The organism is Opitutia bacterium KCR 482 (assembly GCA_029269845.2).
Taxonomy (GTDB): Bacteria; Verrucomicrobiota; Verrucomicrobiia; order Opitutales; family Intestinicryptomonadaceae; genus Merdousia.
This window is the reverse complement of sequence record CP149973.1, coordinates 1899242-1915196: the sequence shown is the minus strand read 5'-3', so window position 1 is coordinate 1915196 and position 15955 is coordinate 1899242. Positions and strand designations below refer to the sequence as shown.

At 50.5% G+C, this 15955-nt stretch carries 14 protein-coding genes and 1 tRNA gene; 3 read left to right on the top strand and 12 right to left on the bottom strand.

Translation table 11 applies throughout. From position 1 onward, the window contains the following. Positions 1-51 precede the first annotated feature (51 nt). Both P3B99_008170 and P3B99_008165 read right to left on the bottom strand, forming a co-directional pair. Positions 52-3408, bottom strand: coding sequence for a beta-galactosidase (locus P3B99_008170; GenBank protein ID WYJ07173.1), 3357 nt, complete (start codon positions 3406-3408; stop codon positions 52-54). 3 nt (positions 3409-3411) lie between these two features. After that, positions 3412-6777 (bottom strand): beta-galactosidase, encoded by a 3366-nt coding sequence (locus tag P3B99_008165; GenBank protein ID WYJ07172.1) that lies wholly within the window; start codon positions 6775-6777, stop codon positions 3412-3414. A gap of 172 nt (positions 6778-6949) precedes the next feature. Between P3B99_008165 and P3B99_008160 the strand changes: the two genes are divergently transcribed. After that, positions 6950-7026, top strand: a tRNA-His gene (locus P3B99_008160). 297 nt (positions 7027-7323) lie between these two features. Here the strand turns inward: P3B99_008160 and P3B99_008155 are convergent. The 10 genes from P3B99_008155 to P3B99_008110 form a co-directional block, all read right to left on the bottom strand. After that, positions 7324-7611 (bottom strand): hypothetical protein, encoded by a 288-nt coding sequence (locus P3B99_008155; protein WYJ07171.1) that lies wholly within the window; start codon positions 7609-7611, stop codon positions 7324-7326. Then, positions 7583-7777, bottom strand: coding sequence for a hypothetical protein (locus tag P3B99_008150; GenBank protein ID WYJ07170.1), 195 nt, complete (start codon positions 7775-7777; stop codon positions 7583-7585). The genes P3B99_008155 and P3B99_008150 overlap by 29 nt, the downstream gene beginning before the upstream one ends. Further along, positions 7774-8220 carry a hypothetical protein gene (locus P3B99_008145; GenBank protein ID WYJ07169.1) on the bottom strand — a complete coding sequence of 149 codons (447 nt, stop codon included), beginning with the start codon at positions 8218-8220 and terminating at the stop codon, positions 7774-7776. Before P3B99_008145 ends, P3B99_008150 begins: the two co-directional genes overlap by 4 nt. After that, complete coding sequence (locus P3B99_008140; GenBank protein ID WYJ07168.1) at positions 8221-8949, bottom strand: hypothetical protein; 729 nt, start codon at positions 8947-8949, stop codon at positions 8221-8223. 143 nt (positions 8950-9092) lie between these two features. Next, a complete protein-coding gene (locus P3B99_008135; protein ID WYJ07167.1) occupies positions 9093-11009 on the bottom strand; it encodes a hypothetical protein in 1917 nt (638 codons plus the stop codon). A gap of 2 nt (positions 11010-11011) precedes the next feature. Beyond that, the gene (locus P3B99_008130; protein ID WYJ07166.1) at positions 11012-11395 is read right to left on the bottom strand and encodes a hypothetical protein; all 384 of its coding nucleotides are present in this window, start codon (positions 11393-11395) and stop codon (positions 11012-11014) included. A 9-nt stretch (positions 11396-11404) separates the two neighbouring features. Next, entirely contained in the window at positions 11405-11833 is a 429-nt protein-coding gene (locus P3B99_008125; GenBank protein ID WYJ07165.1) for a MauE/DoxX family redox-associated membrane protein, read from the bottom strand. Beyond that, a complete protein-coding gene (locus P3B99_008120; GenBank protein ID WYJ07164.1) occupies positions 11812-12222 on the bottom strand; it encodes a rhodanese-like domain-containing protein in 411 nt (136 codons plus the stop codon). Before P3B99_008120 ends, P3B99_008125 begins: the two co-directional genes overlap by 22 nt. 5 nt (positions 12223-12227) lie before the next feature. Then, the gene (locus P3B99_008115) at positions 12228-13301 is read right to left on the bottom strand and encodes a hypothetical protein (GenBank protein WYJ07163.1); all 1074 of its coding nucleotides are present in this window, start codon (positions 13299-13301) and stop codon (positions 12228-12230) included. After that, positions 13277-14095 carry a hypothetical protein gene (locus tag P3B99_008110; GenBank protein WYJ07162.1) on the bottom strand — a complete coding sequence of 273 codons (819 nt, stop codon included), beginning with the start codon at positions 14093-14095 and terminating at the stop codon, positions 13277-13279. The genes P3B99_008115 and P3B99_008110 overlap by 25 nt, the downstream gene beginning before the upstream one ends. 93 nt (positions 14096-14188) lie before the next feature. Between P3B99_008110 and P3B99_008105 the strand changes: the two genes are divergently transcribed. Together P3B99_008105 and P3B99_008100 are read left to right on the top strand one after the other, a co-directional pair. After that, on the top strand, positions 14189-14599 hold the full coding sequence (locus P3B99_008105; GenBank protein WYJ07161.1) for a rhodanese-like domain-containing protein: 411 nt from the start codon (positions 14189-14191) through the stop codon (positions 14597-14599). After that, positions 14596-15954, top strand: a complete 1359-nt coding sequence (locus tag P3B99_008100; GenBank protein WYJ07160.1) for a hypothetical protein — start codon at positions 14596-14598, stop codon at positions 15952-15954. The genes P3B99_008105 and P3B99_008100 overlap by 4 nt, the downstream gene beginning before the upstream one ends. Position 15955: the final 1 nt, after the last annotated feature.

The window sequence follows — 15955 nt, the reverse complement described above, 5'->3', positions numbered from 1 at the left end:
ACGCGCCGTATTTTTAAATTTGCGGCGCGTTTTTTTCGGACGTCGGCGGACTTAGTTTCCTACGGCCGCTATTTCGAAAAGCGTAGTCGCGCCGTGCGGAAGCCCTGAAGTGTCTATTTCGAGCTTCAAGACTCCGTTTGCGGATTTCGCGGGAATCGGCGCGCGCCTTGCGCCGTCGAGCGAAAGCGGATAGACGGCGTATTTCGCGGTCGGGTCGAGTTTCAGCTCGGCTTTGAGCGTTCCCGTTTTCAGGAGAATCGGGGCTTTGCCGGAGTCGAGCATGCGCAGAAAATCGAACGAGGTTTTCATGTCCGTGTTCGCCTCGGCGGTCGCGTAGATTAGGACAATGCGGCGGCTTTTGCCCAAATCGAGACCGTCGAGCGACGCCGCCGCGACCGCCGCGGGAACGGACGACGACAGCACTTTCAAATTTCCCAAGTCCGCGCCGACGCCGCTTTCGGAAACGAGCAGCTGCGATTTCGGCGTCGAAATTTTCAGGCTTTTTTCGGGAACGTTCATCGTGATTTCGCCCGTGTCGGTCTGGAAAATTCCGCGCGAAATGTCGGTGGAATTGCCATCGGGCAGGATTTTATTTTCGCGCATTTTTGCGACGAATCCGCGCAGGTCGAAGCCGCCGCCGTCGGCGTTCGGCACTACGTCCTGAAACCACGCCTCCATGATTGTGTCGGAGCTGCCAATCGGCGGCATGCGCATGTCGGCGGGCTTGGGCGCAAGGCTCTTCAACGAGTCGGGACGCGCCCCGCCGCAGTCAACGGCAAAACCCGTGAGCAGCGCAACTTTCATCTGCTCGCTGTTGACCGCCTTTTGCGACTCTATCGGATTCTTTTCGAAATACTCGCCCGCCATAACCATGTCCACGCGCGACTTAGCCCGCGCGACGTCGCCGCGCACGAAGAAGCACGCAGAGAGCAGTTCCGACGCCCTCACAATCGGCGAGCGGCAGATTCTGAACGGGTTGAGCTTCAAATGCGGCGGCAGCAGCCCGTTCACGTCGGACGGAACAATGTCCTCGTGGATTGTAAGCATCGACATGTTCTGGAACGCGGCGTACGGCGCGAACGTGCCCAAAACCTCGTATCTTCGCATGTTCCACCAGCAGTGGTTGAATTCGGTAATGCCTATCGGCCTGTCGGCGAAGCGGCGCGAGAGCACGGAGCCGAGGTTCGGGAAGGCGTCGCCTATGCAGCTGTTCTGGCGCGTCGCGGCGTCCTTTGTGTTAAGCCCCGTGGGGTGCGCGAAGTATGTGTTGGAAATTATGGACTCGAACATTTCGCCGCGCGGGACATTCTGCGCGGGCGACGACGCCACGTTCTCGCTCGCGATTATCCCCTTGTAGCCGGTTTCGCGGACGGTTTTGTTGCAGAATTTGAGGAAGCGCGTTTTGCGGTCGAGCGCGAACTCCTGCCAGTCGGGATTTTTCACGAACGGCTCGCCGACTTCGGAAAAATCGGCGTAGTCGAACGTGCCGCTGTTGTACACAAAGCCCTTTCTGTTCCACGATTCGTTGAGCTTTTCGACCGTGCCGTATTTTTTTTCGAGCCACTTGCGCCACTTCGAAAGCACGAGTTTTTGCGTGCGCGGCGTGCCGCGTTTCAGGCGCGAAAGCACGATGGAAAGCTCGTTGAAATGCTCAACCTGCAAGAACATCGGGTCGTCCTTCCACGCGAGATTCGTGTACGGGTTGAAGTGGTTGAGCTGAAGCTCGGCGACATTCCGCCACGCCCGCCACGCGGTCTTGTCGCCGAAGAGACAGCGCAGCTTGGAATCGTCGCGCATTTCGCCCATTTTGAAGCCCCTCTCGCCCAACTCCTGCCAAGTGATTACAAGGTGGACATACACGCCGTTTTTTTTCAGCTCCGAAAAAAAGCAGTCGAGGCAGTCCATCGCGGTTTTGAAATTTTTGCGCTCCGAGTGGCTCTTGAACTGTTCGAACTCCATGCGCACGCAGTTGTAGCCCGCCCGCCTGATTTGCGCGGCGTAGCTTTTGAGCGAACGCTTGCGGGCGTCGATGTCGGCTATTCTGAAAAACGGCGCAAGCGACATCGTGAAGCTCTTGAAACGCGCGTCGCGTTCGGGCGTTTTTTCGAACGCCATCGTGCCGCGCGGCGAGACGATAACCCTGCCGAACGCCCCCGCCTCGGCGTCGGGGAAAAACCGCGAGAGGTCGAGCGCGGAGTTTTCGAGCACCGACATTTTCGCGGGAATGTCCGCCGCCGCCCACTTGTCGGGCGCGGGCTTCCAGACTTCAAAAGTCGGAACGTCGGTGTCGGAAAGCGTGGCGGCTGCTATCGACCAGTCGCCGTCCGCCCAAGTGTTGAAAGTTATCTCCTCGACGTCGGTAAGCCCGCCCGTCTCGAAGCGCGACAAATACCAAACGTCCCTTTTGTTTTCGGCGTCGCCGAAGAACACCGCCTTTGCGTTGTGCGCGGGCGCGTAGGCGTTTTTGCGCCCGCAGTCCCTGTCGATTTTCACGAAGCGCTTGACGGGCTTGTTCCCCGTGGTCTTCACAATGACCGACGCAATGTAGGCGTCGGGCTTCGACGCCGAATTGTCCATGCGGTGGAGGAGGTAGAGATACCGCCCCGCCCTGTTTTCGCCGCCCACCGAAATCTTGGCGGGCTTGCCGTTTTTCGGCGGAAAGCGCAGGGTTTTCACCGCGCCGTCCGAACCAGCGAGCCAGAAATTGATTCCGTCGAAAGCGACTGCGCCCGCCTTAGGAAAGGAGTTCTCGGAGGAATTTGCGGCTGCGGAAATGTCGATAAAAGCGTCCTCGATTTCGGGAAGCTCTCCCGCGGGGCGCGTCATGACGGAAATTTCGCAGGGCCTTCCCCTTTCCACTTTCAGCGTCGCGCATGTATAGGTGCGCGACCACGCCCGCAGGCACGCCCCGCCCGACGCCGCGCGGTTCGAGCCGAACACGATTTTCGGCGCGGAGTTCGCGAACGAAAAGCCCGCAAAGCCATTTTCGAAGCCGCCGTTGGGGTGCGGGGCACCGTCGATTTTCAGGTCGTCGTAGTACGAGGCAAGCTTGCGGACGGAAGCTCCGCGCCGCTTTTCGACGCCCGAAAGCGAAAGGCGCACGACGCCCGACTCCGACGGCACGAACGAAAACTTCATCTCCTCCCATGCGGACGGGTCGGAGTTGAAGTGCATGGCAAACAGCACATGGCTTGTCTTGCCGCCCGCGCCTTTCGACTTGTACTCCCTGACGGTTGCCGATTCCGCATCGCCGCGCAAAAGCGGGAAATCGGCGGCGACGGCAATTCTCGCGCCGCAGTCTCGCAGCGAGTCGCGCTCCGCCGCAAACGCCGCGCCGCAATGCGCTAAGGCGCAAAAAACCGCGAACGCCGAAATTATTTTCGGACACAAAACGCTATTTTTGAACATATTTTATTCCGAAACGATTTCAAAGAAAGTCGGCGCGCCGTTTGCAAACGCTCCGTTGTCGATGTCGAGCTTGAGAGCGCCGCCCGAAAATTCGGCGGACACTTTGCCGCGGCGTTCGCCGTTGAGCGCGAGCGCGTAGACGGAAAACTTTTTGGAGGGGTCGAGCTTCAGCTCGGCGCAAACCCTGCCGCGGCGCACCGCCACGGGCCCGCGCCCCTCGTTCAGCGAAAGAATGCCGTCGAGGCTCGTGATTGCGTCGATGTTGTTTTCCTGAGTGGCGTACACAAACACAAGGCGCGAGCTTTTGCCGATTTCCGCTCCGTCGAGCGACGCAAGCCCGACGCTCGCGGGAACTGTCGTCGATAGCAGCCGCAACGCGCCCGCAGTCGCCGCCGTGTTTCCGTGAACGGTTATCGCGCAAGACTTGTCGGTTGCAACTTTCATGCTTCCGCGCTTGGCGTCCATTGTGATTTGCCGCGTGTCGGTCTGGTAGACGCCCGCGGCGGGGTCGCTCTCGTTGTCGGGCGAAAGCATGCCGCGGCGTTTCGCCTCGGCGACGAATTTGGAGAGGTCGAAGCTTCCGTCGCCCGACTCCACAACGCGCTGCGCCCAGCCCTCGGTTACGATTTCCGCCGCGCCTTCGGGAAGAATCTGCATGTCGGCGGGTTTGGGGTTAGAGCTTTTTAGATTCGCGGGAACGGGCGCGTCTGACTTCACAGCAAAGCCCACAATCAGCGGTATGTGCCCCTGCCCGCCGCCGACCGAACTCAACGCGCGATCCTCCTTTTCGACAAAGTTTTTGCCAATCAGCATGTCCACCCTGTGCTCGGAGGGCTTCACGTCGCCTCGCATGAAGAAGCACTGGTTGAACAGCTCCGCCGCGCGAATCGCGGGCGAATCGGCGACGTTGAACGGCGACAGCCTCGACTTCCAGCCACCGCGCCACGGAACCGCGTTCGCGTGGATTATAAGCGTCGAAAAATTCTGGAACGCCGAATACGGCGCGAAGACCGACATCATCTCGAAGCGGTGCTTGTTCCAATAACAGTGGTTGTACTCGGTAACCGAAAGCGGGCGGTCGGCGTGCTTGGAAAGCGCAATCGCCCGCCAGTAGCCCGCGGAACGCGCTATCGACGACTCCTGATTGCAGGTGTGGTCGGCGTCTGGCGTGTACAGTCCGCCGGGGTGCTCGTAGTACGAGTTCACTATGACGTTTTCGGAAAACCCGCCGCGCGCCCAAGAGTCGTACACGGCGCGGCCCAAGTTGCGCTGCGAAACTATGCCCTTGTAGCCCGTGCCGCGCACGACCATTTTGCAGAAGTCGGCGAACTCCGACTCCGCCTCGCGGCAGAAACGCCCCCAGTCCGCGCCCGCCGTCAGGCACTGCGCGTCGGCAAACGACTTCAACGGATAGCCGCCGCGCTTCGCCCACGCCTTCCCGCGCCACGCGTCGTTGAGCTTGCCGACCGTGCCGTAGCGTTTTTCAAGCCACACGCGCCAGCGGTCGGTCAATAGCTTTTGCGTCGCGGGCGAAAATTCGTCGAACTTGTTGTGGCAAATCGAAAGCTCGTTGTAGTACTCGAAAAGCTGGAAAACGGGGTCGTCCTTCCACGCGAGATTCGTGTACGGATTGACGTGGTTGAGCTGCTCTTCGGCGGTCTCGCGCCACATTGCGCGGGCTTCGGGCTCGCCGAAAATAGCGCGGATTTTAACGTCGTTGCGCTGCGGGAACGAGTAGTTTTTCGTGCCGATGTCGTACCACGCGAGCGGCAGGTGTATGTAGACCCCGTTGCGTTTCAGCTCGCGGATAAGATAGTCGATTTCGTCGTAGCGGTAGGCGCGTTCGGCTCGCTTTGTGTCCGATTTCAGATAGTCGAAGTTTATGCGCAGAAGATTGTAGCCGTTTTTTCTGATTTGCGCGGCGTACTTGCGCATATTGTCGCGGGCGGTCTCAAAGTCGTACTTCAAAACGAGAGAATGCGGATAAAACGTGTAGCCCTTGAACCTGACGTCGGCGTCGGGATGTTTTTCGAACGCCATCGTGCCGCGCGGCGAAATAATGACCCTGCCGAAAACCCCCGCCTCGGCGTCGGGGAGGAACGACGAGAGGTCGAGAGCACTGCCCGCCCTGACGGGGTGGTCTTCGGGAATGTCGGCAAGCACCCAGTCGGGATTTCCCTTCGGTGTGGTCGTCTCGCAGGGGTCAACTTTTTTGTCCGAAATTGTCGCCGCAACGACAATCCACGGCGCGTTTCCGTACGCCGAAAAAGACACTTTCTCGACGCGCCTGTTGGCGTCGAGCGGAAAGCGGCTCATGTAAAGCGCGCCGCCGTCGGAAGGAAACGCGATTCTTCCGTTGCGGAGAGTCCGATTCGCCGCGCGGTACGCGTCCGCATCTATTCCGTAGCGCATTCTGAAGCCTTTTTTCACGCCGTCGGCATACTCGATGTTAAGCGCGCCGAAAGACCAGCCTTTCTGCATTCTGTCGGGATTCGCCAGCGCGTGCACAACGTAAATATACCGCCCCGACCGCGAAATTCCGCCTGTCTTGACCGATGCCGGCGCGAAGGGAGCAGCCGACGACTTCAACGCAACGACGAGCTTGCCGGAGTTCGCCGCGGAATTTGCAATGTCGAATTTTATGCCGCAAACTTCCGAAACGCCCGCACTGCCGGAAAGCTTTTCAAGAAACGCGCCGAGCATCGCGCCCTTCGGCAGCTTGCGCATTTGCGCGAAGTCGGAAGGCGAAGCGTTGGCGGATTTTTTGAGGTCGAGGGGGAAGTCGGTCTCCAAATCCGACGGCTTCGCGCCGAGAACGTCGAACGCAAGCTCGAATACCTTGCCGCCTTCGAGCGAAACAGTCCGCCGAACCGCGCCGAACGAACTCGCCCGCGCCGCAAACACGCCATGCGCCGCGCCCGCAGCCCGCGGATACGCGCCGATCTTCGCCGGGAAATTCCCGCCCGACTCAACGCTCCACGAGTCGTTTCCCTTTTCGAAATCGCCGTTGTAAAGCGGGACCGAATCTATCGAAACGTTGTCAAAAAAGGCGGCGTTTCTGGGACGCCCCGACGGCGATTTTTCGCCGTCGCCGCCGAACGACAGCACAGACTTGCAGTCGGCGGGAACTTTCAGCTTGACCGCAACCCTGCGCCATTCGCCGTCGGACACGGGGGCGTAAATGCGCACGGAGTTTTTGCGCGCCGCCTCCGCGCCCCAAGTGCGGTGAAGCACGCGGACGTCTTTCGGGGCTTCGATAATTTCAATCGGAACGTCTCCGCCGAGGACGGCATACGCCGAATTTTGCGCGCCGCCGAGCTTGCCCGCCGAGAGGAACGCAAAGAGGATAGCAAACGACATGAATTTCATATATAGATTAAATAAATGCGGTTGAATTAGTTGCCCTATAATTGAAAACAGACGCGAAATAGTCAATAGGATAAGAAGCCCCCCCGGAGATAAAAACGCCTAAAAACAAAACCGCAAAAAGGAATTGACAAATAAATAGAAAAGCATTCTATGTAGAACTTTAAAAATTACGGTGGCAGTAGCTCAGTTGGTTAGAGCATCGGATTGTGGTTCCGAGGGTCGCGCGTTCAAGTCGCGTTTGCCACCCCATTTTGAAAAGAAGCGCGGAAACGGCGTCGATTAAGACAACATTCCCGCGCTTTTTTTTGTGCCCACTTCACCCCCGCCACAACCCCGCATTTACAAAGCTCCCACGCCCGATCCCCTCAAATTGCCGATTCTCAAGTCGGAGTTCAATTCGTAGAAACCGCCCGCATTTAGGACACACAAAAGTTGCAAAATCCGTAAAATTCTCGAAAAGTCTCAATAGAATCTTACATCGGGCAACAGTTCTTGTCTTAAATGCAACCCCCAAACGGTATATCCACAAAATCCGAATTCCTTTTTTCATATTTCGGAGAAAAGCAATTCCGACTGTTCGGACGGAGGCAATTGCATAAGATTCATAATCTTGGAAACCCTGAAACGCGAAATTCCGGTAATGCGGGAAATATGCGAATAGTCCTCGACCTCCCCTTTGGCAAGCCAGTCGTCGAAAACGATGGCAAACGCCATAAGCTCGGCCTTTCGGGTCGGTCTGGGTTTTTTCGGAAGTGGTTCGGGTCTTTCGCCGCGGACGATTTCGTTCCGCCCGTGCCGCCCCGATTTAATGTATATTTTGCTTCTGATTTCCATTTTTCGCCGTTTCGATGTCTATTCCGTTTTTCCTGTAAAAAACCGATATTTCGCCCTTTTCACCGAAATACACGACTTTTTCGACAAGCAGCCCCAAAAGTTCGTACTTATCCTTGAAGTTCAGATTCGCCCATATTCCGTCGAAATTCCCGAATATTCGCTTCAACTCCGCTTCCGACTTCGAACATTTTTTCCCGAGCATTTCGGTTCGTTTCCGGCAGATTTCCAATGCCTCAGAATGCCGGATTTCCTCCCTCCGTAAATCGTACCAGAGGAAACAAGTTCAATGCCCTTGTATAGCTTGAAATTCCTGCCGTCGACGGTTAGCGCGATTCTGTCGCCGTATTCTATCGCCTTTGAAATCGCCGCCGTTTTCTCGACAGTTTCAATTCCGCCGCTTTCGCTTTCCTGATAGATGTAGCCGAGTTTTAGCGTCCTGCCGTCTGCGGAAATTTCGGGCGTGAACATTCCGCTATCTGCGTATGAAACGGCGTAGAGTTGCGTGTAATAGGCGGTAGGTTCGGGCAGGTAGATTGTAAGGAATGTCGAGCAATTTCCAGCCACGAAGTCGTCGCCGAGCGTTGCGCCGTATTCCGAGGGAACTGACAATCAGGTGTCAGACCAGATTCCGCACTTCATATATTTGAACAGGTCGCGCTTCTGCGGAACGTCGAGATTTGCGCGGGCTACGGACTTGTCGGCAACGTCTGCAAGATTGGAAGCCTTTTTGAGGTTCTTTGCCTCCTGCGCGTCGATTTGCGATTTGTTGTAAACTTCGCCTTTTGCATAGACATCGAGGTTCTTCCATGAAGCCGACTTGTCCGCCAAATCCGAAAGATTGGCGGATTTTTTCGAGAACACGGTGTCGGTGTAAACTTTGTCGTAGAACTGCTCCTGAAGTTCGACGGCGGGCGCGTTTTCGATGAGGTCGTTTTTTACGCGGCAGGCGGTCTGCAAAATCGTAACGATTCTGCCCGCCGTGTCGGAATATTCCACCTCCAAGAATGCGGTGATATATTCGCTCTCCTGAACGGCGTTTTCGATTGCCGTTGTGTTTAGAGGCAACAATACTTCCGCACCGCCGTTCGGATTCAACGCGTAGCCTGCCGCGTAGGTGAGGGATTTCGGATAGCCTTTGAAACGCGCAATCGCAACCCGAAGGAAGTCCGTGCCGACAACAAGCGGCTTTACTTCGTAGAGCGATTCTCCGCCCTTTTGCAAAAGGAAGATTTCGAGCGGCTCGTTGTCGCCCTGCATAAATACGGGCGCGGACACGCTCCTGTCGGAAGTCAAACTCTGGACAAGCTTCTTGTTCTCAACGTCAATAAAAAGAGTCATACAAGAAGCGAGCTTGTCAAATTATCAGTTGATATTTACAGCGTATTGGGATCCCCACTTTTTTAAACATTTTAGACATCATACGGCGACTTGATTTATATTCGGCAACCTTTCAATGCCGTATTGATTTCGTCTAAGGAAAATTATTTGTCGAGAATTTGATTGGCCAATTTGGGAATTTCGGAATCGGCGATCGAGGACATAGGATAAATGTCTTTCGCCTTCAGATATGCGAGTAAAGCGGTCCATTTATCGCCGGACTCAAGCGCTTCCTCCGCCTTTGCCATCGCGGCCGCGAATGCCGAAACCCTTATTGTAAGGTCGGCGCGTATGCGGTTTAGTTCGCTGTCTTCGGGAAATTGTCTATGCGCCTTTTCTACGATTTCCCACGCCGCAAAATTGTTCTTGAGTCGGGAAAGTTCCTTCGCCTGCCCGATCGAAGTTTCAATAATTTCCATGCGTTTCATTATTTCGAGAAATGTTTTGTTTCTACTGGAATCCGTAGCCAAGGCGGCCGCAAAACGGAATCTGTCGTTGAAAATTCCGCGGAAATCCTTTTGGGCATAAAGCCTGTCAAAATCGGTCACGGCGACATCCTTTAAATCGACCTTTCCTATCATCGTTTTCAGAAATTCCTGAATCTTGGGATTCGTAGGCCAAAAATTGACGGCGTCCTGCAGCGCGGTTTCGACCGCAGGCTGGTTTCGCGTCTGCGCGGCGACAAGCGCTTTTTGCAACGCCAAATCGCTGAGTTGCCTCGACGTCTGGATAAACGCCTCTATTTGCCCCGAATCAAAGTCCTTCACATAACTTTGTATTTCTTTCAATATCTCCTCCGCGCGCTCGACGTGTTTCACTTTTACGGCGTTTATGAGCTTGTCGGTATCGCGAAGGTAGCGCATAATTTCGCGTTTTGAATCCATCGGGAATGTCTTTACGGACGCGAGATTTTCGCCCAGAAAAAACGCCTCGAGCATTCGTTGCGTCGCGGAATGTATTTCGCCCCTCGATATCAGGTATTCGGCGGCTTTCACGGCATTGTCCGTATCGTTTATCGCCTCTTTGCAAAGCGCATCTATCGTCGAGGTCGTAAGTTTTATGTCGACACCTCCGAAAACCTGCCCCTTCAAGGAGTCTATGCCTTCTATTTTCCCGTCTTCGGCCGCAAACAAATAACGGTAAAAATCGTTTGCTATCATTGCGTGGTAATATCTGCGCTGGAGGAAAAACTGCACAATCAGACTTTGAAAATCCAGTTTTTGATTTACGCGCGAAGCGGCCTCGTAGGATTTATTCTCCCGAAGTTTCGCCTCGGTTTCCTGCAGACGCTTTTTGATCGGGTCAAGTTCGTAGTCGCGTGTCGGCGGCGGCGTGGCGTCCTTGCCGCGCATCATTTGTATGAATTCCTGACGATCCATGCTTGCAATATTGCGCATTCCCGACTCCTTCCTGGCTCTGTCCTTTTCCAACGCCTCGTTTTGAATCGCCAATTTCTCGATTTTGCGGGTTGTCTGCCAGAAATTCACCACCTTGTCCGCTATCGTTCTACAAAGCTGGTCGTCCATCGGATAATCTTCTGCTTTGAAAAGCAAGCGCCACGCGTCGAGCGTTCTTTCGGAATCGCTGCCTCCGCCCTTCCCCGCCAACCGTTGGCTTATGTCGACGAGAAGCTGGTTGTAGGACAGGTCCTCCCTTGACGTTGACGGAGGGGAATTGAGATATTTTTCGAACCGTGCACGAACAAGTTTCTGTTGGACATCGTCGATTTTCTTTCCGGACATATCGACAAGGTTGTTTTGATTGCCGAGAACGGACAACAATGCATTGTTGTCGACTTGCGTCAGTCCGCCGAGGTTCAGCGGCAATGCCCCCGGACTTTGCGTCTCCTGCGAATGCGCATTGTGCGGAGTCGCTCCGGAAGAGGCGGGAGAGGAGCTCGGAGATTGAACTTCGTTCGATGCGGAATTTATCGGCGGTGTTTGAGGCGAAACCTTTGGAAGTTCCTGCGCAAGCGACACAGAAGCCGAGAAAAGCAGAAGATACACCGTGATTTTATCCATGATTAAAGCTTTCTAAAATTTGTCATCACCAATTTTCCGTCTCCGTCTATGCGTACCCGGAAATCGTATCGTTGCCCGACGTTCGGATTGAACCCCTTTACTTCGGCGGGAACAAACAGGGGCATGCTATTATTCGAAAATGTCTTTAATAAAATTATCCTGCCCCTGCCTTCGGAATAGGCAAGCTGGCTGTCTACCGAAGCCGTAAGCGCATATTCATTTCCGGAAAACGATTTCGGATACCCGGTGTATGCCTCAATGGGCAGACTTGTCCTGTCGCCGTTTTTTGAAGATTTTGATTTTACCGAGTATATTAACCCGCCGGCAATGAACACCGAAACAAGGGGGATCAATACCGCAACTACAATCGGACGCCTGTCTTTCATAAACATCGGTTAATTTAAATTTCTATTGGGATTTATCAAGAATATAATGCCGCATAATCCGAGCAAAACAATATCGCGTACGATTATTCCGAGATATCCGCCGGTCGAATCCTCCCCGCCGAAACAACCGCACGATATGTTCAAGCCGCGAAGCCATGACAAAAGTAGCGCAGCTATAAAGGCCGAAAGCATAAGGCAAATTATGTATGCGGAAGCCTTAAATACGGCTTTCGACAAAAGCGCAACGGCGCAAATAAGCTCCAGCGCCGGCAGGAAATATGCGACCGCATACGCCAAATATTTCGGCAAAATTTGATAGTTCATTACCGCGATATAGAATTCGTCCGGACGCAGAATTTTCGAAACGGCGGCGTAGGCAAAAACTCCGGCCAAAATCACGCGTGCACTACACAATACTATTTGTTTGTATTTTTCCATTTTGTCCAATCGTCTTTGAGCACAAACACATTTTCTATTTGGCATTCGTGCCGCAGTTTGTCGGCAATTGCCCTGCTGGAATTACACCGTCCGAAATCGCAATATACGCGAACCGTCGCATCGGGGGTCCAAATATCCAGAAATTTTCCGAGTTGGGCATCAAACTTTTCTTCGGAAAGATTTACCGCGTTTTCGACATGCCCCTTCTTGAAATCCTGCGACTTGCGCGCATCGACGATGACGAGATTTTTAGGCAGACGGTTTATTTGCGAAAGCGTAATCTCGTCCGAGTTTAGCGACAAATCCGGCGCGTTCGGATTTAGCCAAAAGTTTGCGATAGCAAGTAATCCACTTGCAGATAGGACAAATATGATATGTTTTATATTCACAATTTCTATTCTATAATATTTCCCCAAGCAGTGGCTATAGACTTTGTAGGAAGAGCGACCATATATTTACGGGCTGAAACGTGTTTAACTGCATTCTCAATCGGATATGCAACATTATTCAAATAATCCCCTACATATATCGGATGACGCATTAAATAAAATTTATCCACAGGCGGAGTTTTCCAATTCGGGTTTGTGGGATCTGGTATAAATGTTATCATATATTTGAAAAACTCCAAAGATAGAGCGTTAATTTGGGCATTTGTTGCGTGCCCTAAATTTTCTCCAGCTTTAAAAATCACAGAATAACCCATATCAATCATATTTTTATAAAAACGAGTCGCAGCCTTATATCCGTATTCAAGCTCGCCCGTAGTTACCAACCAAACCATATTTTTTGCGTTTGAAGTTGGAACATCGTAACTCGAGTTTACATGGATATGTATCCCCGAGAAATACTGGGGCCGCCGCAGAGCTATTCGGTGCGCGATTTGTCCCCCTCCACTAAACCCGTAAATAAGCGCCGAATCTTTTGGCAGATTGTATTTGAACAACACCCGTTTATAGCCTCGTTCCCATTCAAGCAATCGATTTTCAAAAATCGCATTATAACGCTGAACTTGAGTCTTGTTCATTTCGTCAACACTACTTGAAATTTCGTACCCTCCAAAATTAGACCAAGTCAGAAGCGCCAGATTATTTTCGTCGGCAAACTGTATAATATGCTTAAAGGAACTACTTTCATATGTTGCGATTTTATCTTTTAAATCGGCGGCAGTTTTCATCCATGTACAAATACAAATAACTCCTCGAACACTCGGTATTTTGCTTTTACGCGAGAGCATTTCATTCTCTCGCGTCCAAGTCTTAGGCATTCTTAGAACGTACACGATTTCATCGAGTTTATTCCTTTTGGACGGATCAGCTTTTGCTTGTTGGGTATTTTTATCCGTAGAAAACGAATACAAAAATATTCTGTCTTTTTCTTGAAGAGATATCTGCCCGTATGAATTTACTATCATGAAAATCCCCAAGATGAACAATTTTAATATTTTCACGGCCTTTGGATCTCCTTCCATTGCTCTAAAAGCTTAAAATTACGGAATTGGCATTTTAACGCTATATTAGAATCCCGAGCGTCATATATAATATTTTTTGTTGATATATCAGCTAAAATATCATCCTGAGGATTTATTCTATTGTGCCATATTCCCAGCTCTTCAATGAAGAAACTACGCACAAATTCTTCCAATTTTGGATTTCTAACATGCCCAGTGTTTGGAACCGAAATCCAAATCCATGGACGATTTTCCATCCTACCCTTATAATAAAAAGAGAAACTAGGTTGCCAACGAAGCCCGTCCTGATCGCCGCAGGCGACTATTCCACGAGCTTTTGTTAGTTTTCTGCCGTCTTGGGGATAATCCCAAAATTGCGCCGAATAAGCGCACCACGCGATAATTCTGTCCGGACACCAATCAACAAATCGACTAACAAATTGCGCCCCACCAGAAAATCCGTATAATATAATCGGCAAATCTTTTCCGTAAACTTTGCGTATCGAATCCAAAAGGGCTTGCCCCGAACCTGAATTCGGATAATAATACCACTCATTCTGCCCGGAATCTGTTTCATTTACGAGGGTTTTGTAGCTTAGCGCGATCATGCCCAAATTATTTTTTTTTGCGAAATCCGTCCAGCATTGTTCCTCCAAAAAGAAATTTCCTTCCGCATTTATACCCGGAGCAAGTACAAGAACCGCAGTCTCATATCCGCGAACCGGCAAGCTGGAAATATTGTATGTATTTTCGCCAAATACAACAACTTGCGCAAGAAAGATTGCGACAATTAAATGCACCATTTCCTTTAGCATAGTTTATATCCATAAATATCTATTATTTTATTTCAAGAAAAATCTTGACTTTTTTAAATAAGTAAATTTTTTTAAGAAAATATCAAACGATAAATGAGAAGCTATTTGAAAATTTCATCGTTTGTAAGCCAAATACTTTTGGCTTGCGCGCCTTACGCATATTCTGAAAATCTAAGTATTGGATTCTGTCAAATCGATTTTGACGAGTTAAAAGAATATATTGTTCTATCTGATACCATAATAATAGACGCCAGACCTTCGGTTTTTTACGAATTGGGACATATCCCAAATGCAAAAAACCTTCCGCTAATAGATTTTGAAGTTTCATTAAAAAAAATAAATAATGAATGCGATCTGAAAAAATATAAGCGCATAGTCGTGTATTGCACGGACTATGATTGCGACGACTCAACCAACCTTGGGCGAAAATTGTCAATTATTGGATTAGCCAATATCATGATTTACAAAGGCGGCTGGAAAGAGTGGAAGGAGCGGCAAAAATGAAAGCATTATACTTTGCAACATTTTTCATCTTTTCACACTTGTGGGTTATCGCATGCGGTGTTTCTTGGTCGCCTTCCAATGTGATAGCCTTTGACGGGATAAACGCAATGGGCGAAGTCGATATTACCGAGAGGCTTGGATATATTGACATCGACGGAGAAAATCAGATAGATTTATCGCTAAATTTTAACAGCAATAGAAAAACCGCCTCTAAAATATTCGGTTACGGTTGGTGGTTTGGGCTCACCGATTCATATATCGTGAAAGATACCCGGGATTCGTATAAATTTGTAATGCCGGATAACGACAATATTATTTTAAAGAGAAGCTACAAAAACAAGAAACTCTTTGAAACAAAGAGTAAGAATTGGATATTAGAGGAAATTCCGAACGGATTTTCGGTAACCGGAAGCTGTGGCGTGATATTTATTTTCAAAAGGAACTTTTTGGATCAGGTAAAATATTCAAACGGCACGACATTGTTTTTTAAGTACGAAGGCGGAAACCTCAAGCAGATAAATGCAAAGGGAACACCCATAGTATTGTTTAGATATGACAAGCGCGGGACAATATATATGGATTTCGCCAAAGAAAAGCGAACGATAAGATTTAAAGTATCGGAAGTATCCGGATACGGGAAACTGCTTGCCGAACAAGTAGATTTTCCCAATGCCAAGCGCATTAAAGAATATTCTTATAAATTCTCCAATAACGGAGTGAATGAGATATCGATAACGCAAAACGACGAGACGAAGAAATATTTTTGGGAAGCTAATAACGGATTAATCAAAAAAGAAGAATCCTATAAAAACAATCGTCTTGCGGACTCATACGAATATACAATTCCGAATAAAACCAATATTGATAAGTATAAATATCTAAAACGAAAATCGAGTTTCAACAAGAAAGAAGACATTTTTTATAGGAATGACAAAGGCGTTTCCGTAAACCAAAGAAACGGTGGAGATATTGTAAAAATTTACGAGAATATGAGCGCAAATTGCTACGGCAAGCCGCGCAAAATAGAGACAAAATATCCTGACGGAAGGATAGAGGAACAATTATTTTTGTACGATGACAAAGGTAGAATCATTCGCCAAATAAAGGACGGCAAAATTCTTTTCAATGTAAAACGCAACGACAATGAACACAGTATTACCTATTACGACGGTGACTGGAACCCCATCTGGAAGAGAGTTTTTGACGAACAAAACAGGGTAACTTCCTACGAAAAATCCGACGGCAGTAAGACTACTTTCAAATATTTAAAAAACGGCGAAATTGAAGCCACTTTAGTAAAAAACGGAAAATCGACAACAAGAATATTCAATGAAAATCTAACTATAATAAAATGAA